The organism is Microbacterium sp. LB12 (assembly GCF_037150835.1).
GTDB lineage: Bacteria > Actinomycetota > Actinomycetes > Actinomycetales > Microbacteriaceae > Microbacterium.
This window is the reverse complement of record NZ_JBBCPF010000001.1, coordinates 207,323-228,847: the sequence shown is the minus strand read 5'-3', so window position 1 is coordinate 228,847 and position 21,525 is coordinate 207,323. Positions and strand designations below refer to the sequence as shown.

15 protein-coding genes and 1 tRNA gene are annotated in these 21,525 nt (G+C 68.9%); 9 read left to right on the top strand and 7 right to left on the bottom strand.

What is annotated here, in order from left to right:
• Positions 1-11 precede the first annotated feature (11 nt).
• The gene (locus WFM69_RS01105) at positions 12-167 is read left to right on the top strand and encodes a hypothetical protein (protein WP_337000796.1); all 156 of its coding nucleotides are present in this window, start codon (positions 12-14) and stop codon (positions 165-167) included.
• A complete protein-coding gene (locus WFM69_RS01100) occupies positions 164-796 on the top strand; it encodes an anthranilate synthase component II (RefSeq protein WP_337000794.1) in 633 nt (210 codons plus the stop codon). Before WFM69_RS01105 ends, WFM69_RS01100 begins: the two co-directional genes overlap by 4 nt.
• A gap of 34 nt (positions 797-830) precedes the next feature.
• Here the strand turns inward: WFM69_RS01100 and pknB are convergent, their stop codons facing one another.
• Genes pknB through WFM69_RS01065 form a run of 7 tightly spaced genes read right to left on the bottom strand, consistent with a single transcriptional unit; the run spans position 831 to position 9,688 of the window.
• Positions 831-2,522, bottom strand: coding sequence for a Stk1 family PASTA domain-containing Ser/Thr kinase (gene pknB / locus WFM69_RS01095; protein ID WP_337000792.1), 1,692 nt, complete (start codon positions 2,520-2,522; stop codon positions 831-833).
• 48 nt (positions 2,523-2,570) lie between these two features.
• Positions 2,571-4,304 carry a protein kinase domain-containing protein gene (locus WFM69_RS01090; protein WP_337000790.1) on the bottom strand — a complete coding sequence of 578 codons (1,734 nt, stop codon included), beginning with the start codon at positions 4,302-4,304 and terminating at the stop codon, positions 2,571-2,573.
• On the bottom strand, positions 4,301-5,755 hold the full coding sequence (locus WFM69_RS01085; protein ID WP_337000788.1) for a peptidoglycan D,D-transpeptidase FtsI family protein: 1,455 nt from the start codon (positions 5,753-5,755) through the stop codon (positions 4,301-4,303). The genes WFM69_RS01090 and WFM69_RS01085 overlap by 4 nt, the downstream gene beginning before the upstream one ends.
• A gap of 1 nt (position 5,756) precedes the next feature.
• Positions 5,757-7,142: an FtsW/RodA/SpoVE family cell cycle protein gene (locus WFM69_RS01080; protein ID WP_337000786.1), complete on the bottom strand. Its 1,386-nt coding sequence runs from the start codon at positions 7,140-7,142 to the stop codon at positions 5,757-5,759.
• Positions 7,139-8,440 (bottom strand): PP2C family protein-serine/threonine phosphatase, encoded by a 1,302-nt coding sequence (locus WFM69_RS01075; protein ID WP_337000784.1) that lies wholly within the window; start codon positions 8,438-8,440, stop codon positions 7,139-7,141. Before WFM69_RS01075 ends, WFM69_RS01080 begins: the two co-directional genes overlap by 4 nt.
• Before the next feature lie 7 nt (positions 8,441-8,447).
• On the bottom strand, positions 8,448-8,966 hold the full coding sequence (locus WFM69_RS01070; protein ID WP_337000782.1) for an FHA domain-containing protein FhaB/FipA: 519 nt from the start codon (positions 8,964-8,966) through the stop codon (positions 8,448-8,450).
• Positions 8,963-9,688, bottom strand: a complete 726-nt coding sequence (locus WFM69_RS01065; protein ID WP_337000781.1) for a DUF3662 and FHA domain-containing protein — start codon at positions 9,686-9,688, stop codon at positions 8,963-8,965. Before WFM69_RS01065 ends, WFM69_RS01070 begins: the two co-directional genes overlap by 4 nt.
• A 145-nt stretch (positions 9,689-9,833) precedes the next feature.
• On the opposite strand from WFM69_RS01065, the gene WFM69_RS01060 reads away from it, so the two are divergent.
• The 7 genes from WFM69_RS01060 to WFM69_RS01030 all read left to right on the top strand — a co-directional run bounded on the left by WFM69_RS01060 (position 9,834) and on the right by WFM69_RS01030 (position 21,495).
• Positions 9,834-9,916: transfer RNA gene (locus WFM69_RS01060), tRNA-Leu, on the top strand.
• A 112-nt stretch (positions 9,917-10,028) separates the two neighbouring features.
• Positions 10,029-10,766, top strand: a complete 738-nt coding sequence (locus WFM69_RS01055) for an ABC transporter ATP-binding protein (protein ID WP_337000779.1) — start codon at positions 10,029-10,031, stop codon at positions 10,764-10,766.
• Positions 10,763-12,094: an FtsX-like permease family protein gene (locus WFM69_RS01050; protein WP_337000777.1), complete on the top strand. Its 1,332-nt coding sequence runs from the start codon at positions 10,763-10,765 to the stop codon at positions 12,092-12,094. Before WFM69_RS01055 ends, WFM69_RS01050 begins: the two co-directional genes overlap by 4 nt.
• Positions 12,095-12,310: 216 nt before the next feature.
• Positions 12,311-13,138: a hypothetical protein gene (locus WFM69_RS01045; protein ID WP_337000776.1), complete on the top strand. Its 828-nt coding sequence runs from the start codon at positions 12,311-12,313 to the stop codon at positions 13,136-13,138.
• 199 nt (positions 13,139-13,337) lie between these two features.
• Positions 13,338-14,522 carry a serine hydrolase domain-containing protein gene (locus WFM69_RS01040; protein WP_337000773.1) on the top strand — a complete coding sequence of 395 codons (1,185 nt, stop codon included), beginning with the start codon at positions 13,338-13,340 and terminating at the stop codon, positions 14,520-14,522.
• A 235-nt stretch (positions 14,523-14,757) separates the two neighbouring features.
• Complete coding sequence (locus tag WFM69_RS01035; protein ID WP_337000771.1) at positions 14,758-20,706, top strand: DUF5979 domain-containing protein; 5,949 nt, start codon at positions 14,758-14,760, stop codon at positions 20,704-20,706.
• Positions 20,707-20,787: 81 nt separating this feature from the next.
• Positions 20,788-21,495 (top strand): GNAT family N-acetyltransferase, encoded by a 708-nt coding sequence (locus tag WFM69_RS01030; protein WP_337000769.1) that lies wholly within the window; start codon positions 20,788-20,790, stop codon positions 21,493-21,495.
• The last annotated feature ends 30 nt before the right edge of the window (positions 21,496-21,525 follow it).

Below are 21,525 nucleotides of genomic sequence, written 5' to 3'. Positions count from 1 at the left end.
GGAGAAGACTGATGTACGCCGCACTCTGGCGCCTGCTGCCCGGCCCGTGGTGGTTGCGCGTGCTCATCCTCGTCGTGCTCATCGCTGCCGTGCTCTACGCCCTGTTCTGGTTCGTGTTCCCGTGGGTCAGCCCGATCATCGCCCCGGGCGAGGTCGACGTCGAATGACGCGAGTGCTGGTCGTGGACAACCACGACAGCTTCGTGCACACCCTCGTCGGCTACCTGCGCGAGCTGGGCGCCGACACCTCGATGATCGAGTCCGACGTCACGGATGCCATCGCGCTCGAGCAGCTGCTCCCCGAGTACGACGCGCTCCTGCTCTCCCCCGGACCGGGCACCCCCGCGGATGCCGGCGCTTCCCTCGACGCGGTCCGGATCGCCGCACGCCTGCGCATGCCGACGCTCGGAGTGTGCCTGGGGCATCAGACGCTCGGCGAGGCGTTCGGAACCCCGGTGACCGCAGCGCCCGAGCTGATGCACGGCATGGTGTCCCCCGTGAGCCACGATGGCTCGGCGCTGTTCGCCGGGATCCCCTCGCCGTTCGATGCGGGGAGGTACCACTCCCTCGCCCTCGCGGCATCGGACCTGCCGTCCGAGATCGTCGTGACTGCATGGACCGAGGACGGCACCGTGATGGCGCTCTCGCATCGCGAGCTGCCGCTCCTTGGCGTGCAGTTCCACCCGGAGAGCGTGCTCACCGAAGGCGGCTATCGACTGCTGGCGAACTGGCTGGAGCTGTGCGGCGACGATGGTGCCGTGGCACGGTCGGAGAGGCTGCACCCACTGTCGCGGTGACCCGCGGCGGGGAGGAGGTGCCCCTCCACCGCCTCTACTTTCCGGTGCAGTACCGCAGCTCGATCGACGAGCCGATCGGCACATCTCCCGGCGCAACCGACATCGAGTTCACGGTCGGCGGCTGGGTCGCGGCACAATCCGCCTGCTCGACCGGCACGGGGACCAACCCGAGATCGGTGAGGTTGGCCGTGGCGGCATCGACCGTGAATCCACGCAGATCGGTCAGCGTCACCTTGCCGCTGGCCACGACGAGGTTGACGACGGTGTCGGGCGCGAGCTCGGCGTCGGCCTTCTCGCTCGCCGAGATCACGGTGTTCGCCGCCATGCTCTTGTCGTTCCGCTGGATGACGGTGCCCAGTTCGAGGCCCGCTTCCTTCAGCGCATTCGTCGCGGCATCGAGTGCCATGCCCTCGATCTTCGGCATGACCACGGTCTCCTTGCCCGAGGAGACGTAGAGCGTGACCGTGTCGCCTTCTTCGACCGAGACACCCGCGCCAGGGTCGGTGCGGATGACGTTGCCCTCCGCGATGCTCGGACTCGACTCGATCACGATCTTCGCCGTGAGGTCGAGCTTGGCGAGGTCATCCTGCGCGCGCTCGGACGCGACGTCCACGAGGTTCGGAACCACCCGCGACGTGCTCGGCACGTCGGTCGGACGCATGCTGATCGTGACGACCCAGAACAGCACGGAGGCGAGCAGCACCGCGAGCAGGGCCACTCCCGCCCAGATCCATGCCACCGGCGGACCGGACTGCGTACGGGTCATGGTCGTGTCGGAGCTGAGCTGACGCAACGAGCGCGCCGTCTCCTGCGCCTGGCGCGGACTCGGGCCGTAGAGCTCGCTGGTCAGGGCGCCCAGTTCCTTGCGGGTGGGGGCGTTCCCGGTCACGGCGGCATCCAGCGCGGCGCGGAAGTGCGCGGCATCCGGATACCGCTGGTACGGGTCCTTCGCCAGCGCACGCAGCACGATCGGGTCGAGGGCGCCGGGAGCCTCTTCGTTCACCTCGGTCGGCGGGACCGGGGTCTCGCTCACGTGCTGGTAGGCGACGGCCACCGGTGACTCGCCACGGAACGGCTGACGCCCGGTGAGCAGCTCGTACAGGACCACACCGGTGGAGTAGAGGTCGGCGCGGGCATCGACCGGCTCGCCCTTCGCCTGCTCCGGCGAGAAGTAGGCGGCCGTGCCGATGATCTGCGTGGTCTCGGCGACCGTCGACGAGGAGTCGGAGACGGCGCGGGCGATGCCGAAGTCCATCACCTTGACCTGACCCTTGTCGGTCACCATGACGTTGCCGGGCTTGATGTCGCGGTGCACCACACCGGCGCGGTGCGAGTAGTCGAGTGCCTCGAGGATGCCGTCGACGTAGCGCACCGCGTCGTCCACCGGCACCGGGCCGGCGGCGATGATGTCTTTCAGGAGCGTGCCCTTGACCAGCTCCATCACGATGTACGGCGGCTCGGTGGACGCGCTGTCACCGGTCGAGGGGTCGCCGGCGTCGTACACGCGAACGATCGACGGATGCGACATCCGCGATGCCGCCTGTGCTTCGAGGCGGAACCGTGTGCGGAAAGCGGTGTCGCGCGCGAGCTCCGGGTCGAGGATCTTGATCGCGACCTCGCGCCCCAACGTCAGGTCGTACCCGCGGTAGACCTTCGCCATTCCGCCGTGCCCGATGAGCTCGTCGACGCGGTATCGGCCCGCGATGACCTGTGGCTCTGTGGACACGGATTTACCCCCCTGGGAACTGCTTCTTGCTGACGTGGATCGAAGGCTCTAGTTGTTGCTGTTGTTGCCACCGTCCGGGGCGGAATCCGCGGCGACGATCGTGACGGAGAGCGGAGGCGAGGCGGCGGAGGTGCGCTGGTCGCCGCCGGAGCACATGCCCTGATAGCTGACCACCAGCTGCTGGCCCGCGACATCCGCGACCTTCACCTGGGTGTTCCGCTGCGTCGCCGGAAAGTTCGGCCCGCCCGACACGAAGGTGCCGTTCTGGACCGAGACCACATAGCCGGAGAGCGTCGTGCCGCTGGGGCACGTGAAGCCGGTGCCCCAGGAGATCGTGACAGTGCCGCCGGCGACCGGCTCAGCCGGGTTGGAGACCGGAGTGTCGGTCGGCGTCGGCAGGCCGGCGCGGGCGGCGTAGATCGTGAGGGTCATCGCCTGCGTGGTCTCGACGTTGCCGGAGGGGGTGACGCTGTACACCGTGCCGACCTTGTCGTCCGTCGGTGCGGGATCGCCCTCGGGGCAGGTGATCTCGGCGTTCTCGAACCCGGCGCCCTTGAGCGTCGAGGTCGCGGCGCCGCAGTCCATGCCGATGAGGTTCAGCGCCGTCACGTCGACGCGAGTCACGGTCGGAGTCGGGGTGGGCGTCGGCGTGTCGGGCGGCGTCGTGGTGATGGACGGCTTGGGCGTGGGCTTGTCGTCGCCACCACCCTGGCTCATCAGGGCCCAGACGGTTCCGCCGAGCACGATCACCAGCAGCGCGATCAGGGCGATCAGCGGCCAAGTCCACGGGCTGCGCTTCTTCTTCTCCTCTTCTTCCGCGGCGGCTTCCTCGGTGGGAAGCTGCGCCGTGGTGGGGAGGATGCGCGTCGCACCGTCGTCCTGCGAGGTCAACATGCGGGTCGCGTCGTCTCCGGCGATACCGCCGGTCGCGATCGCGGGCACGGCGATGGCCGCCGAGTTGAGGTCGCCGCGACGGAGCGCCTGCGCGGCACGAGCCACGGTCGCCGACGAGGACGGGCGGTCGCCGGGCTTCTTGGCGATCATCGCCATCACGAGGTTCTGCACCGGGATCGGCACGGTCGGCGGCAGCGGCGGCGGCTGCTCGTTGATCTGCGCCATCGCGATCGCCACCTGCGACTCGCCCGTGAACGGACGCTTGCCCGCCAGGCACTCGTACGCCACGATGCCGAGCGAGTAGGTGTCGGTGGCGGGCGACGCCGGGTGCCCCGATGCCTGCTCGGGCGAAAGGTACTGCACCGTGCCCATGACCTGACCGGTCGCGGTCAGCGGCACCTGGTCGGCGATGCGGGCGATGCCGAAGTCGGTGATCTTCACGCGGCCGTCGGGCGTGATCAGCAGGTTTCCCGGCTTGATGTCGCGGTGCACCAGGCCGGCGGCGTGTGCGGCCTGCAGGGCGGACGCTGTCTGCGCGACGATGTCGAGCGTCTTGTCGGCGCTCAGTGAGCCGTCGCGTTCGAGCACGGTCGAGAGCGCCTCGCCGGGGACGAGCTCCATGACGAGGTAGGCGCTGCCGTTCTCCTCGCCGTAGTCGAAGACGCTGGCGATGCCCTCATGGTTGACGAGTGCGGCATGACGCGCCTCGGCGCGGAACCTCTCGAGGAACCCGGGGTCCCCCATGTACTCGTCCTTGAGGATCTTGATGGCGACGGTACGTCCGATGACGTGATCCGTCGCTTCCCACACCTCGCCCATGCCACCGATCGCGATCCGCGACTGCAGCTCGTAACGACCACCGAACGACACACCCTGCGTCGGCCTCATCTGCCCAGCACCGCCTCTATGACCTTCTTCGCAATCGGAGCGGCGATGGTGTCACCGCTTCCCGACTGTCCCTGTCCGCCGCCGTCTTCGACGACGACCGCTACCGCGACCGTAGGGTCGTTCGCCGGTGCGAAACCGGTGAACCACAATGTGTGCGGCCTGTTTCCGTTCTCTGCCGTTCCCGTCTTACCGGCCACATCGACCCCGTCTATTCTTGCACCCTGTGCCGCGCCCGTAGCGACGCTGGCGACCATGGCGTCGGTGACGTCGTTCGCCACATCCGCGCTCATGGCCCGGCCGAACTCGCTCTCCTGGAAGGCGCTGATCACCGACAGGTCGTTGCCGATCACGGCGTCCACCATCTGCGGGTTCATGACCACGCCGTCGTTGGCGATCCCGGCCGACACCATCGCCATCTGCAGCGGGGTCGCCGTGACCTGTCCCTGGCCGAAGCCGGTGAGCGCGGTCTGCGCGTCGTCGAGCGCGCGCGGGTAGCTCGACGGCGTCGACTCCAGCGGCGTCTCGAAGGACTTGTTGAACCCGAGCTTCTCCGCCATCTCGCGGATCGTGTCGTCGCCGAGCTGGACGGCGAGCTCTGCCATCGGGATGTTGCAGCTCAGGCGGATGGCCTCGGCGATCGTGACGGTCTCGCCGTCGCCGCAGGTGCCGCCCCACGCGTTCGAGACGCGGTTGGACGACCCGGGCAGCGTGTACAGCGCGGGGTTCGGCAGGGTCGACTCGGGCGTCCAGTCGCCGCTGGCGAAGGCCGCGGCCGCGACCACGACCTTGAAGGTCGACCCCGGAGGGTTCAGGTCGCCGGCGATCGCGCGGTTGGACAGGGGCTTGTTCGGGTCGGCGACCAGCAGGTCGTACGTGGCGTTCGCGGCATCCGCGTCGTGCGTCGCCATGAGGTTGGTGTCGAAGCCGGGCGTCGAGACCATCGCCAGGATGCGACCCGTCTTCGGTTCCATCGCGACGACGGCGCCCTTGAGGCCGCCGAGGGCCTCGTAGGCGGCCTTCTGCGCGGCGGTGTTCAGCGAGAGCTCGACGCTGTAGCCGCGCTGCGGCTGGCCGGAGAGGATGCGCTCCACCTCGGCAAGGAAGGCGTTCGAGCCCGTGCCGGAGAGGTCGGCGTTCTTCGCCTTCTCGATGCCCGTGCTCGAACCGAGCGCCGGATTGAAGTATCCGGTGACGGTCTCCCAGATCGGCGCATCCGTGTACACGCGCTGGAACTGGTAGCGGTCGTCGGCCGGCACCGAGTTGGCGATCGCGACCCCGTCGACGATGATCGCGCCGCGCTGGATCTCGTAGCTGTCGAGGCGGGTGCGCTTGTTGTTGCTGTTCTGCGCAAGCGCATCGGCTTCGACCACCTGGATCCAACTGGTGGCGGCGAACAGCGCGATGAACATGAACAGCATCACGATGCTGAGGCGGCGGAGTTCCTTGGTCATATCAGCCGATCACCACCCGGGGCTGGCGGCGCACACCGTCGGAGATGCGCAACAGCAGCGCCACGATCAGCCAGTTGGCCACGAGAGACGAACCGCCGGCGGCGAGGAACGGCGTGGTCAGACCCGTCAGCGGGATGAGGCGCGTCACGCCGCCGACCATGATGAACACCTGCAGCGCGATCGTGAACGACAGCCCGGTGGCCAGCAGCTTGCCGAAGTCGTCCTGCCCCGCGAGGCCGATGCGCACGCCGCGGCTGACGAACACCATGTAGAGGCAGAGGATCGCGAACAGCCCGATCAGTCCGAGCTCCTCGCCGAGGCTGGTGATGATGTAGTCGCTGTGCGCGAGCGGCGTCACCTCGGGGCGGCCCTGACCCCAACCGGTGCCCATGAGCCCGCCGCGGGCGAGGCCGAACAGCCCCTGCATCGGCTGATAGCCCGCGCTGTCGGGATTCACCTGGTTCGCGTCGAACAGGAACAGCCAGTTGACGAAGCGGCCATGCACGTAGGGGAGGATCTGGGTCGCCAGGGCGACACCCGCGACCACGAGGCCCAGGCCGATGAGCACCCAGCTCGTCTTCCCGGTGGCGACGTAGAGCATCGCCACGAACATCCCGAAGATCAGGGTTCCGGTGCCGAGGTCGCGCTGGAACACGATGATGCCCAGCGAGATGAGCCACACGACGAGCACGGGCCCGAGCTCGCGCATCCGCGGCCAGGTGATGCCGAGCACCCGCTTGCCGACCGAGGTCAGGCTCTCGCGGGTGCGCACCAGGTAGCCGGCGAAGAAGATCGCCAGGCAGATCTTGGCGAGCTCACCGGGCTGGAAGGCGAAGACGCCGCCGAGCGACACCCACACGGCCGCATTGGCGTCGGCGATGCGCAGACCGGGCACGAACGGCAGGAGGAGCAGCAGGATGCCGGCCAGGCCGAAGATGTACGTGTAACGGAACAGCACGCGGTAGTTGCGCAGCAGGATCACCACGGTGATCGCGCCGGCGAGGGAGATCGCGGTCCACGCCAGCTGCTTGGTGGAGTACGCGTCCCATCCGGTGTTCTTGAACGCGATGTCGATGCGGTAGATCATCGCGATGCCCAGACCCGTGAGCAGCGTCGCGATCGGCACTACGAACGGGTCGGCGTCGGACGCGACGAACCGCAGCACGATGTGCAGAGCGAAGGCGAGCGCCGCGAGGCCACCGCCGATCGCGAGGATCATCGGGTCGATCACCCCGAGCGCGCCCAACTGCACGAGTGTCAGCGCGGCACCGCTGATCGCGCACGCGAACAGCAGCAGCCAGAACTCGCGGTTGCGCTGCGACTGCGGCACGCGGAGCCGCTTCAGCGCCTTGATGACGGTGGTGTCGGCCTGCACGTCGGTGCTCATCCATCACCTCCGGCCGGGGTCTCGGTCGGCGTGGGCAGCGGCGTCGGCAGCGGTGTCGGGATGGCATTGAGCTCCGCTCCCGCACGCAGACGATCGACGATCGCCATCGCATCGGACAGGGAGCGTGCGGTGATGGTGCGCTCGACCGATGTCCGCTGGTACTGCGGCAGGTCGGCCAGGAGGATGTCGGTGTCTTCGATCGGCGTGGACAGCACGATCGGGCCGATGTTCTGCTGCACACCCTGGAAGATCACGACGCTGTCGTCGTCGGCGCCGATGAAGTAGCGCGTCTGCGTCCAGCTGTAGGCGGCGAAGGCTGCGACGCCGAGCATGGCGAGCACCAGGAGCGCGCCGGCGATCCAGCCGAGGCGACGGCGTTTGGCGCGGCGGCGATCCTCCTCGATGAGCTCCTCGAGGTACTCGGGAGCGGGCTCGAAGTGGCTCGGCTCGTTGGCCGCCTGACGCACCGGGTGCAGCCAGTTGCCGCGCGGGGGACGCACCGGCGGCACGTAGACGCCGGACGGATTGGACGCGGAACCGACGATCGTCGGGGTGCCCGAGTGCATCGGATGCTGCCCGCCCACGTCGACCAGGACGATCGTCACGTTGTCGGGGGCACCGCCGTCGAGGGCCTGCTTGAGAAGGATGTCGGAGGTGCGGCCGGGGGCGAGACCGAGCTGCATCGCCTTCAGGATGTGCGGTTCGTCGACCACGCCGGAGAGGCCGTCGGAGCACAGCAGCCAGCGGTCGCCGGGCTGCGTGCGCATGACGAACATGTCGAGCTCGGGGTCGGCGTCCATGTCGCTGAGCACGCGCATCAGCACGGAACGGCGCGGGTGGTAGCGCGCTTCCTCCGGCGTGATGCGTCCCGAGTCGACCAGGCGCTGCACGAACGTGTGATCGGCCGTGATCTGCGTCAGCGCGTCGTCGCGGTACAGGTAGATGCGCGAGTCGCCGATGTGACCGATGACCGCGTACTCGTCGACCATGATGATGGCGCTGAGGGTGGTGCCGAGTCCGGCGAGCTCCGGGCGGTCCTTGGCGGCGCGGATGAGGTCGCCGGCCGCGGTGGTCGCGGCGGCCTGCAGCGAAGCCTGTGCGTCTTCGGTCGAGGCGTAGGCCTGGTCGAGGGGCTCCAGCCGCTGGATCGCGATGCTCGAGGCGACGTCGCCACCCGCGTGCCCGCCCATGCCGTCGGCGACGACGAACAGGTTCGCCCCGGAGTATCCGGAGTCCTGGTTGTTGGAGCGGACCTTCCCGGTATGGGAGATCGCGACGCTCGAGCCTTCGAAGACCATGCCCGGGTCAGGCTCGCAGCTCGAAGGTCGTGGCGCCCACCTTGATGGGGGTGCCGAGCGAGAGGGCGACGGGCGAGCCGGTCACGCGCTGGCCCGCGACGAAGGTGCCGTTGGTGGAGTCGAGGTCCTGGATCGCCCAGCTGTCGCCGCGCAGCATGAGGCGGGCGTGGTGGCTGGACGTGTAGTCGTCGCGGATCACCAGGGCGGACTCGCTGGAGCGTCCGATCGTGAGGGAGTCGGTGCCGAGCGGCAGTTCGAGACCGGCCTTCGGGCCGGAGGTGATCACGAGGCGCTTCGCGGTCGCGACTGTGGCCGGTCCCGTCGAGGGGCGTGACGATGCGGGCTTCGCCGCCGGGGCGGCGGCCGCCGGTGCAGGAGCGGGGGCGCCGGCGGTGGCCTCGGCCGGGAGCTTGCGCACGCGCACGCCGAACAGGTCGGCGCGGAGCGAGTACACGACGCCGAACACGAAGAACCACATCAGCACGAGGAAGCCGATGCGGAGGAGAAGAAGGACCAGTTCGCTCATCCGAGGGCTCCGAACGCTCGGGTGGAGTCGTCGTCCCTGGGGGTGGGACGCGAAGGGCTCGCGACGGGGACGATGCGGAACACCAGGTCGGTGCGGCCGATCGTGATCGTCGTGTCGCTGGGGAGGGCGGCCTCGCGGAGCTTCTGTCCGTTGACCTTCGTGCCGTTGGTGGAGCCCAGGTCGCGGAGCATCGCGCGCTCGCCGTCCCAGAGGATCTCGGCGTGCTTGCGGCTCGAACCGGCATCCGCGATCGTGATGTCGGCGTCGGACCCGCGGCCGATGACCGTGCGGGCGCGCGTGATCGAGTGACGACGACCGTCGACATCGACGACGGCCTGCCAGCTGACCCGGCCTTCGACCGTTCCGGAGCTGACGCGCACCGTGCCCGTGGCGACCTTCTCGTCGGCCTCGAGACTGATCGCGAGCGGGCCGGAGAAGCTGTATCCCTGCGACTTGGCGTGCTTCGTCAGCAGCGCGAGCAGCTCATCGGTGAGAGCGCCGCCGAGGCCGCGCATCCGGTCCGCATCGTCGGCGCTGAGACGCACCACGAAGCTGTTGGGTGCGATGATGCGGTCGCGGCTCACGACCGCCGCCTTCGTATCCGCCTCGCGCCGCAGGGCCGAAGCGATCTCCACCGGCTGTATGCCGCTGCGGAAGGTCTTCGCGAACGCGCTGTTAACTGCGCGCTCGAGACCCTTCTCAAAGCTGTCAAGTAGTCCCACTGGGCTCCTCTGGCATGCCGACCGGTAGGGACATCGTAGCCAGGTGTCCTGAGCGAACGCCGCCGATCGACATCCGGGGGTGTGCATCGAGGGGTGAAATCGCGTGATATCCTCGGGAAGTTGAGTTCTTCGGAACACAACACTCGCGCGAGTGGCGGAATGGTAGACGCGCTGGCTTCAGGTGCCAGTGTCCGTAAGGACGTGGGGGTTCAAGTCCCCCCTCGCGCACAGCGAGACGAAGGCCCGGTCGGTTGACCGGGCCTTCGTCGTGTCCGGGGTGCGCGGCCGTGCGTGGGAATATATTCGTGTGCATAGTGTGAACCCCGCGAGGATTCGGTCGGTGCTGGATGCGAAGGGGGTCACCAAGACTTTCCCCGCCCGTCGTGGCGAGGCATCCGTCCCCGTGCTGACCGACGTCGATCTTCAGGTCGCGCCCGGCGAGTTCGTCGCGCTGGTGGGCCCGAGCGGATCGGGCAAGTCGACCCTGCTCTACTGCTTGGCCGGCCTCGAACCCGTCACCGCCGGGGAGATCACGCTGATGGACACGCCCTTGCGCGGGCTGAGCAGGGCCAAGGCGGCGAAGCTGCGCCGCGACAGCGTCGGGTTCGTGTTCCAGGCGTACAACCTCGTCTCGTCCCTCACGGCCCGGGAGAACGTGGCGCTGCCCGCCCGGCTCAGCGGTCGCGCTCTCGACCGCTCGGCTGTCGATGCGCTCCTGGAGCGGGTGGGTCTGCAGGGGCGGGGAGCGCACCGACCCGCGGAGCTCTCCGGCGGTCAGCAGCAGCGCGTCGCCATCGCCCGCGTGCTCGCGGCCGCACCCCAGGTGGTCTTCGCGGACGAGCCGACCGGCGCCCTCGACAGTCGCTCCGGCGCGGTGGTGCTCGACCTGCTGCAGGAGGCCGCATCCTCGGGCACGGCGGTGGTGATGGTGACCCACGACATGGAAGCGGCCGCGAGAGCCGACCGCGTGCTGGTCCTGAGAGACGGCCGCATCCAACACGAACTCACACAGCCCACGGTCGAGGAGATCTTCGCGGCGATGAAGGCACCTCACGCCTCCGCGGCGGCCTCCGCATGATCACCCTCGTCTTCGCGGATGTGGTGCGCGGGTACCGGGTATGGGTGGGGCTGCTCGCTGTCGCCGCTGCGGTCTCTGCGGCGTTCACCTACGTCGCCTGCACGCTGACCTCGGCCGCCGCCAACCCCGGGGATCTGGGCGCACTCATCGCCGCGACCTCGGTGGCCGTGGTGTTCTTCACGGTCGTCGCGGGGATCGTGGTGATCGGCAGCATCTCCGGCCTCGTGGTCACCGTGCAGCGACGCCAGATCGCCCTCTGGCAGCTCATCGGGCTCAGCCCCCGAGCGGTGTTCTGGACCTTCGCCGCGCAGATCATGGTCACGGCGACCGTCGGCGCCGCGGTCGGTGCCGTGCTCGGCGTCGCCGGGTTCACCCCCGTCTTCCGGTACGTGCTCAGTGCGTGGGCGGATCCCGACACGGCCATCGTGCAGACTCAGCCCTGGGCTGTGATGGTGGCCGCGGTCGTCACGGTGCTGTTCGTCGCCCTGTCCGGCCTCAGCGGCGCGCGGCGAGCGGCTCGCACCTCACCGGTGCAGATCCTGCGCGAAACCGAGGCCAGCGGGCGCGTCGTCCGCTGGATCCGGCTGCTGATCGCTCTGATCCTCGCCGCGGTCACGGTCGGGATCGCGGTGACGAGATCGGGCGAATCCCTGTCGAGCATCGCCACGAACGCGCCCTTCTTCGCGCCGCTGCTGCTCGTCGCCTTCGTGATCGCCGCCCCCGTGCTCTACCCCGCCGTGATCGCCCTGTGGACGAAAGCGATCCCCACCCGCGCCAGCAGCTCCTGGTACCTCGCCCGGAACTCCGCCCGATACCGCGTGGGGCTGACGACCTCGGCCATCAGCCCCCTCCTGCTCTCCATGGGTCTGGTCGCCGGCGTCTACAGCGTCGGGAACACCCTCGCTGCGGCGGCCGGAGCGAAAGCGGCGACCTATGCGCTGGACCCGCGCGAGATCCTGCTCATGTTCGGCGGCCCGCTCCTCATCTCCCTGGTCGCCTCGGCCGCTGCCGTCTACATCACCAACGGAGACCGACGGCGGGAGCGTGCACTGCTCGACTCCGCCGGAGCCACCCCCGGGATCCACGTCGCTGTCGCGCTGTGGGAAGCGCTGATCTACGTGGTGACGGCGATGATCCTCGCGACCATCGCCGTCATCGCCGCCACTCTGCTCGTGCAGGTGCTCATCGGGACGGCGGCGTTCCGCGTCGATCTGGTGCCGGTGCTGGTGCTCGCGGCGGTCGGATTCGGCCTGCTCGGTGCCGCGACCCTGCTGCCGGTGATCGCCGCCCGCCGTGCGTCACCGCTGACCGCGCTCGCCGCCGACTGACGAGCCGCCGAAGGCTCCGGTGCTCCTCGGTGCGTTCGCCTTCTCGATGCTGATCCCCAGGCCTGTGCACGCCGAGCTCGCGCGCTGACCAGCGGTGCCGATGTCATCCTCCCGACGGATTTCCCGGCGCGGATGGGCGACTCGCGAGCGATGCGGCGCCGATCCACAACCGGTGGACTGGACGCGTACCCGCACCGGGACGCGAAAGGAATCAGGATGACATCGGCACAGCTGCACTCCCACGACTCGTCGAGGATCGGACCGGGAATCACGGCCGCGATCGCGGGAGGAGGCGCGCTCGCTCTGATCTTCATGCCGGGGGTCGTCGCACGCGTCTGGCCCGGTGCCTGGGGTGCCGACCCGGACCGCCTCGGCGGGTCGTTCGCGGACTTCGTCGGCGAGGGGGGACGGCACGGCGCGGGCCTGCAGGGCATGGTCGCGTACTGGCAGGGTTTCCATGTCGTCAAAGCCCTGCTGGCCATCGTGCTCGTCGTCGTGCTGACGCGGCTCGCGGTCCTGGCGTGGCGGCGCACCGCCGTCGCTCCGCGTGCGTTGTCCCGCGCGGGCTTCGGCGTGCTCGCCGCCGTGGTGTCGACCGCAGCCATGACGTCTTTGGTGATCGCCGCCGCGAACATCCAGGGCGTCTTCGCGCCCCTGTCGTCCGTGTTGTCGTTGCTGCCTCTGGACGGCTCGGACGCGCGTGCGAGCGCGGCCGCCGCTGGACTGCTCGCCGAGCTCCAGACCGGTGGCGCGTCGGCACCGTTGCAGCTGCTGGTGTCCGACTTCCGCGACTATCACGCGGTGATGGCGGTCGTCGCCGCGGTGTGCGCGGCGGGGCTGTTGGCGGTGAGCATCGTCCTTCTCGTCCGGCGCGCGCGATCCCCCCGTACCGAGCGTCGTGTGCGCCGCGTGTTCGCCCTCAACGCCTGGGTGCTGCCCGCATTCGCGATGTTCTTCGGTGTCGTGGCGCTGGCGAACCTGTCGTCCGCCGAGGAACCGGCCGCCGCGCTGCTCGAGTTCTTCGCGAGTGGCGGCGCACTGTAAGGGAGGAGTACGTCGGCGTCGCGGCGCATTCTCGGATGAGGGCGGGCGCGAGGGCTCCCCCCCACGGCACCACCGCCGGCTGTGATGTGCGCCTCAGGTTCCGCCCGGGGTACGACGTCTTCCGTACTGCTGGCCGATGTGGCGACCGGGCACCGCCGCCGACGATGGAACCGTTCGTTCCCTCCACAGAAGGCGCCTCGTGAACCCACGCACCCCCCACCCCCGTTCCGTCCTCGCACTCGCCGCCGTCGGCCTCACCGCCTCGGCTCTCGCGCTCGCCGGATGCGCGGCACCCGCAGCGTCCACACCGTCGAGCACGCAGTCCTCCGGCTCCGGATCGTTCGACGCCGAGACGGTGAAGAAGCTGGACGAGATCCTCGAAGATGCCGTCTCCGAGCACGACATGCCGGGCGTCACGCTGGCCATCTGGAGTCCGGAGGGCGAATACGTCTCCTCGGCGGGCCTGGCCGACATCGAGGCGAAGACGAAGATGACTCCCGAGCTCAACCACCGCATCGGAAGCGTCACGAAGACGTTCGTGGTGACGGCGCTGCTGCGTCTGGTGGACGAAGGGAAGATGTCGCTCGACGACCCCATCTCGACCTATGTCGAAGGCATCGCCGCCGGGGACCGGATCACCCTGCGCCAGCTCGCCGGCATGACCTCAGGCATCCCCGACTACACCTACGACGTCGATTGGCAGAACGCCTACTTCAGCGACCCGACCGCACCGCTGACCCCGCAGAGCCTGATCGAGAAGGTGAAGAACGCGCCGCTGAACGACGAACCCGGCACAGTATTGGAGTACTCCAACTCCAACACGGTCATCCTCGGGCTCGCGATCGAGAAGGTCACCGGCACCCCTCTTGCCGAGGTGCTCAAGACCGAGGTGACCGAGCCCCTCGGGCTGGAGCACACCTTCCTGCCCGAGGCCACGGAGTTCCCAGAGCCCCACGCCCAGGGCTACACCGCGCAGTCCCTCGATGGCTCGGAGACGATCTCGACCGGATGGAACCCGTCATGGGCATGGGCGGCCGGCGGCATGATCTCCGATCTCGAGGATCTCAAGGTGTGGGTCCCGGCCCTCGCGAACGGCGAGCTGCTGTCGCCGGAACTGCAGGAGGAACGGCTGAGCGTGACGCCGATGTCGCCCGACGACGAGGATTCCGGGTACGGACTCGGCCTCTTCCGTCTCGACGGCTGGATCGGACACAACGGCGGCCTGCCCGGCTACAAGACCGTGACGATCTACCTGCCCGAGAAGGAGATGACTCTCGTCGCGTTCGTCAACTCGGACATCGACGGGAAGTCCGAGCTCGGGCCGAATCTGCTGACGCCGGTCACCGAGCTGCTCACGCCGAAGAACGTGTACGAACTCGGCTGAGTCCTGATGGTGCAGGGCTCCGGCACTCCCGTTGCCGGAGCCCTGCACCAGTCATCCCACCCGGGTGAGGTGTTCACCCCCACGCTGGAATGCCGATGTTCCGCTCTCCTATACTGCGGGGACACGTGAACACATCGCTCCGGGTTCGGTCACACCACTGATTCGCTTCGCTCCCCGGCATCGGCCGTCCCGCTCACCTTCGTCGCCCACCAGGCGTCCCCACGAAATGAGCTCCATGTCTCCGACGACCAGGTCCACCGAACATCGACTGCGCAGGTTCTTCCTCGCGCTGGTCGCGATCCTCGGGCTGGTGAGCGCCGGACTCGTGGTGCCGCTCGCGGCGCAGGCGGCGGAGTCGTCGTTGCGCATCGACAAGCGCGTCGACGGGCTGGAGACACAGGACGCGCTCGGCCCCGGCGACGAGTTCACCTACACGGTCGACCTGGTCTGCGACGACGTCGACTGTCTCAACGTCGAGCTGACCGACACGCTGCCCGCGGAGTTCGCCGGCTTCGAGCTCGTCGGATCCTCGTACAGTCCGTCCGACCTCGCGCTCACGGTGAGCACGCAGGGATGCGTGGAGCAGGGCGGGATCCCCGTCGAGGTCACCGACAACTGCGCCTTCACCGTCGACTTCCAGCAACCCGTCGACGGAGGGATCGGCCTCGCGGCCGGCGGCACGCTCAAGCTGACCCTCACCCTCCGCGTCCCCCTCGACCTTCCCGCCGACTGGCAGTACAACGGCGACACCGTGACCAACACCGCCGTCGCGAACTGGGACAACGGCCCCGGCGACGCCCCCGCCACGATCGACGACTCCGCGGATGCGGTGGTGACGGTGGACACGGTGATCGACGTGGTCGCCAGCAAGAGCTGGGAGCCCGCATCGCAGCAGTTCGACCCCGGTGCGACATCGGAGATCACGGTGGGGGCGCAGAACCAGTCCAACCTCGGTGGCGAGTCGCTCGTGATCCAGGAGCCCACGGGCGTGGCTGACGGTGCCGCCGATCTCGGCGCAGACAACCCGTTCCGCATCGTCGACTTCCAGGGATTCACCGACACCACTCTGCCGCCCGACGCCACGACCGTGCAGGTCGACGTCTACACGTACGACGCCGGCACCGGGACCTGGAGCTGGAAGCCCGGAGTGCCCGGAGCCACACCGACGCTGCCGCCGGGCGTCGACCCAGCCGATGTCGGCGGCATCCGGCTGACGTACTCCGGCGGAACGATCGACGCCGATGCGACCGCCTCCACCGGGTTCGAGGTCGCCCAGCGCGCGACCGACCGCAACGACGACAGCACCCTCGCCACCGGCGACACGGTCACCAACAGCATCACCTCCACCGTCAACGCGCCGGGAGGCGGCACCGCGAGCGACGACGCCACCGCGCCCTACGAGATCGGACCGCTGACAGTCGATGTCGCCGCCGACAAGACCATCAGCCCGTCGGAGCTCGCGGCCGGGGGCGAGGCCACCGCCACGCTCACGGCGACGAACACGTCGAACGGTCCGGTGCAGAGCATGACGATCTCCGACGTCGGGTTCTTCGACGCGGACATGGCCTTCGGCGGCTTCTCGTCCGGCCTCGACTACCCCGCCGGTGCGACCGGAGCCACCATCACCTGGTACATCGACGGGGTGGCGCAGACCGCCGTGCCGTTCGCCGACGGATCCATCCCGACACCGCCTCCCGGCACGGTCACCGGCTTCGTGATCGAGTACACCGGCGAGATCGAGGCGAACGCGACGGCCACCGTCGACGCCGTCATCGAACCCGGCATCGGCCTCGTCAGCGAGCAGAACCCGACGCATCAGCGCACCAACACGATCGACGTGACCGCCACGAACGACGTCGGCACCGCCGACGACAGCGCATCAGATGACATCTCGGTCTATTACCCGCAGATCGACGTCAACCTCGACAAGGAGATCCGCCCGGGCGGCGCCGTCGAACCGGGGAACAGCGTCGTCGCGAGCCTGACCGCCACCACAGAGACCGGCGTCGCCCAGGTCACGCCGACGCAGATCGTGGTGGAGGACTCCTGGCGTCAGGGGCAGAGCGACGACTTCTGGAACGGCTTCGACATCGCGGCCATCGCCCCGACGCAGGTGCCGCCGAACACCACGATGACCATCGAGTATCAGCGTCCCGACGGTTCCTGGGCCACCCTGGCCGTGACCAGCGCCGGTGCGACCGCGGAGACGTTCCAGATGAGCCGCGACGAGCTCGCCGCAGCCCTCACCCCGCCGGACACCCCGGAGGATGTGACCGGCATCCGCTTCACCTACGACAACCCGGACGGCTTCTCGCAGGGGTTCAGCGTGGTGCCGAACATCGTCTTCGATGCGCGCTCCGACCTGCGTGACGGCTCGGGTCCGACGGATCCGCGGGACGATCCCGAAGACGACCCCAGCGCGCAGCAGCCCACCGTCTACGAGAACGAGGCGTCCGCGCACAGCCACGGCGATGTCGACGGGCTCCCCGGCGGCATCGACAGCGACGTCGTGACCGACACCGACACGATCGGCATCGAGACGCCGGCGACCGGTGTGGGGCCGGGTGTCGATGTGAACAAGCGGTGGGTGGAGCCCGGCGACAAGACCACCGACGTCGACTTCGTCGACTCGCAGTCGGGTGAGATCGTCACCACGCGCAACGACTGGCGCACCGGCACGCGGGGTATCGATGTCCTCAATCTCACGGACCCGGCGACGGCGCCCGACACCGATCCGGCGGGGCCCGCCACCACGGTGTTCCAGGCGTTCGATCTCCTGAGCATCGATCCGATCACGCTGACCGATGACCCGCTGCTCGCCTGGGATGACATCACCGAGGTGTGGCTGTTCGTCAACGGCACCTGGACGCCGATCGCCGCCCCCGGCGGTTCATGGATGGGAGCGGACGGTTTCGTCGGGTACACACTGACGCCCGAGCAGACCGAGGGGACCACTGGAGTCCGTCTCGTCTATCGCCCGGACGATGCCGCGCGCGCCGCGAGCACCGATCCGACGCGCCCCGAGCCCGGGTCCGGGCTCGCCACCTCCGCCGTCGGACAGTACCGGCCCACCTTCCTCACCTGGGAGCTGCGCAACACGGTCCGCGACGCGAGCGCGACCACCGACCGCTGGGTCACCGCCGACGAGATCTACAACGACGCCGACCCGGGCATCGTCTGGAACACGGTGCGCGGCGACTGGACCACGACGACGGGCACGGGCAGCGATTCCGACCGTGACAACATCACCCTCGTCGACCAGCCGCCTCTGGTCTCGGTGGAGAAGACCGCGACCCCGGAGACCGTGACGATCCCCGAGTCCGCCGATGTCGATCCGGCGAACTATCCGAACGTCACGTTCGACATCGTCGCGCGCAACGACAGCACCGCGCGTGCCTCCTACGTGCGGGCGACCGATCCGATCCCCTGCGCGGCGGGGACGGCGGACCAGTGCGTGAGCGCGCCGGATGCCTGGGGTGCCGATCCCTTCGCCGGAGCGGTCTATCGTCCCGCGTCGAACCCCTATGAGCGCCTCGACGTGCAGTCGCTCAGCTTCACCTACCCCGCCGACCAGGTCGACCCCGCCGCATCGACCGTGACGCTGTGGGATCGGGCCGCCGACGGCACTCTGTCGACTCGCACGATGTCGATCACGGCGGCCGAGGCCCTCGGAGCCGGCGATCTCGCGACCGTGGTGGGCGTGAGCGTGGTGTTCCACGGCATCGATGTCGCGACGGACGGCGGCAGCATCCGCCCCGGGGAAGACCTCGGCATGCAGATCGTCACCAAGGTGCGGCAGTACGAGCGCTCCGATGCCGGGCAGCTCGTCGCACCGGGAACCGTGCGCAACGACGTCATCGGGCAGTCGTACGATCCGATCCTCGCTCCCTCCGGCCCCGAGTCGACGCCGAACGACACCGACGACGACTCCGTGGTGCTCGTGAGCGCGCTGCTCGACGTGACGCTCGCGAAGACTGTCGACCCGGCGACGGTCCTCGAGGCGGAACTCGCGGACCCGGTCACCGTCACGCTCGATGCGACGGATGGCGAGTCGACCGCGGCCACGCAGCAGGTCACCATCACGGACGCGGATCCCGCGTTCTGGAACGGCGTGCAGCTGGCGGCGGATCCCGCACTGAGCGTGGTCCTCCCTGCGGGCGCCGATCAGGTGCGCATCGACGTGCTCGTCGGTTCGACATGGGTGGAGGGCGCGTTCGCCGCCGCCGCCGCACTCCCCGCAGGGGTGGACCCGGCCGCCGTGGCGGGAGTGCGCGCCGTGTTCCGCAACGCCGCGGGAGAGGTGTTCTCGCACAACGCCCCACCGGACGATTGGACCGCGCAGCTGTCATTCGACATCCTCGTGCTGACCACGCAGCGCGACGGCACGGCACTCGAGCCGCCGACGACACTCGCGAACACGGCCACCGTCGTGAGCGAGCGTCTCGACGGTCTCTACGCCTCCGCAGACGAGGATGCCGACGCCGATCTCACGATCGATCCAGGCACGCATCAGCTCGACGTGGTGAAGACGCAACCGGGAACCAGTCACCTGGTCTCGATCGGCACCAGCCTGCCGTGGACGCTCCAGTTCACCAACACCGGTACCGGCTTCCTCACGATCGATCAGCTGGTCGACGTGCTGCCGACGTACCTCGACTGGGACTTCACCGCGCCCACGTACCAGACGTCGGCGGGCGGCACGCTCTCCACGAACGTCTCGTCGGCGTTCGATGCGGCGACGAAGCGCCTCACCTTCACCTGGCCGGACGGCGGCGACCAGATGTCGCCCGGCGAGACCTTCACGATCACGGTGAATCTCATCCTCGCGCCGGGACTCGCCCTCGACGACTTCGCGACCAACACCTTCCTCGTCACGACGGGTGAGGATCTGGAGGCGTGCACGAACGACTCGGGCAACGGGCAGGGCACGACGCCGGTGTTCCGCGACGACCAGTGCGGCACGACGAACTACGTCCAGCCCACTCCCGGCGGCTCCCTCTCGGCGTTCAAGTACGTCAAGGGCGAGATCGACGGCGACCTGGTCGATGGTCAGGTCAACGTGGCGAACCCGGATGCGGCATGCCCGCTCGACCCCGACGGCTACACCCGGGCGCCCTGCGCGGCCTACACGGCCGTGGGAGCGACGGACGACTGGCGCATCACGGTGATCAACAGCGGCACGGTCGGTTTCGAGACGGTGTCGCTCGTCGACCCGCTGCCGCGCATCGGCGACCGGCTCCTCGCGACCGGCGGGCAGCGCAACAGCACCTACGGACCGGTGCTGGTGTCCGACTCCCTCGCGGCGAACCTGCTCCCCGATGGCGCGACGTTCACGCTCGACGTGACGACGTCAATGAATCCGTGCACCGGCACCGGCAGCTCGTCCGCCTGGTTCGGGGATCTGCTCTGCGACACGACCGCGACGTGGGAGTCCGCGGTCGCGTACAGCGGCGACTGGGCGGCGGTCACCGGCATCCGGGTCACGATCGACTTCACCGGCACGGCTGCCGGCTCGTTCTCCCCCGGCGAGATCCTGGCCCTGCACTACGAGACGCGCAATGACCCCGAGACGGCGACGTATCCCGACCTGGCGCCGATCGCCGTCCCGGATTCCGGTGGTGTCGCGTGGAACCAGTTCGGAGCGGTGGGAACGGATGCGGGTGGCCGTGAGTACTCGGTGGCACCGATCGAGGCGGGAGTGCTCCTGCAGGATGGTGCGCTCGGGGTGCAGAAGCAGATCACGGGCGGCATCGATCAGGCGCCCGACCGGTTCGCATTCCAGGTGGAGTGCACCGTCGCCGGTGTTCCCCTCGTCCTGCCTTCGGGAGGTGTCATCGAGGTGACGTCGCAGGGGGGTCTGAGCGGGCTGCTCGCGGGGCTCCCGTTGGGTTCCGTCTGCACGGTCACCGAGTCGGGTGCGGTCGGTGCGCACGGCGAGAGCTCGAGGATCGGCGACGGCCAGAGCGTGACGATCCGGACGCCCGGTGACACACCCTCGACGTTCCAGACCGCCGCGATCACCAACGTCTATCCGGTCACGCCCCCGAATCCGGGTGGTGGTGGCGAGCTGCCGAGGACCGGCCTGGACGGCTCGGCGACATCGCTGTCCATCGCGTTCGGCATCCTTCTCCTGCTTCTGGGGGGTGGTCTCCTGGTCCGTCGTCGCCGCGGCCTCCCGGGCTAGCCGCGCACCTGGACGGGTGGCCGGGCGGGTGGTCCGCTAGATTCCTTGTCGGAATGCCCACCCTTCGGAAGGATCCTTGTCGTGTTCTCACCGCTTGTGCTGTCGCAATGGGTGCCGGACGACGTCCGTGAGGTGCCTGCGGGCGAGGTCGTGGTGTCCGTCGATCCTTCTCTCCCTGCGAGCCGATCGGTGTCCTTGCTCCGCCGGGAAGACGGAAGCGCCGTGCTCTCGGTCACACCCGAGCGTGCACGTGAACTCGACCTCATCGGCGCGGAGCGCGTCGATGAGGCTGCTCTCTCGGCGCGGATCGAGCGAACGGGAATCGCGTTCAACGATCCCGACCACCTCTTCTATCTGACGCTTGGCGACCAGGCCGCTCTCCGCGGCGAGAGCTTCGGTGTGGAGACGCGACAGCTCACTGCCGCCGACGCGGCGTCGTTCGAGGACTTCACGCGCGAAGCGCCCGAGGACGACATCGATGAGGCCTTCGTCGAGCTCGATCATTGGCTCGTGTTCGGCACGTTCATCGGCGGCACCTTGGTGAGCGCGGCGAGCATGTATCCGTGGAGCGGCACTCATCTCGCGGATCTCGGAGTCATCACGCTTCCCGCATTCCGTGGCCGCGGACTGGGCCGCGTGACGGTCCGCGCGATGAGCGCGGAGGCGCTGAGACGAGGGTATGAGCCGCAGTACCGGTGCCAGCTCGACAACGCTGCCTCGGTCGCTCTCGCGCAGGCGGCAGGATTCACCCGCTTCGGCGAGTGGGAGGTCATCGACGCGGACGAGTGAACGCTCGCCGTGCCATCGCATGACGTCGGG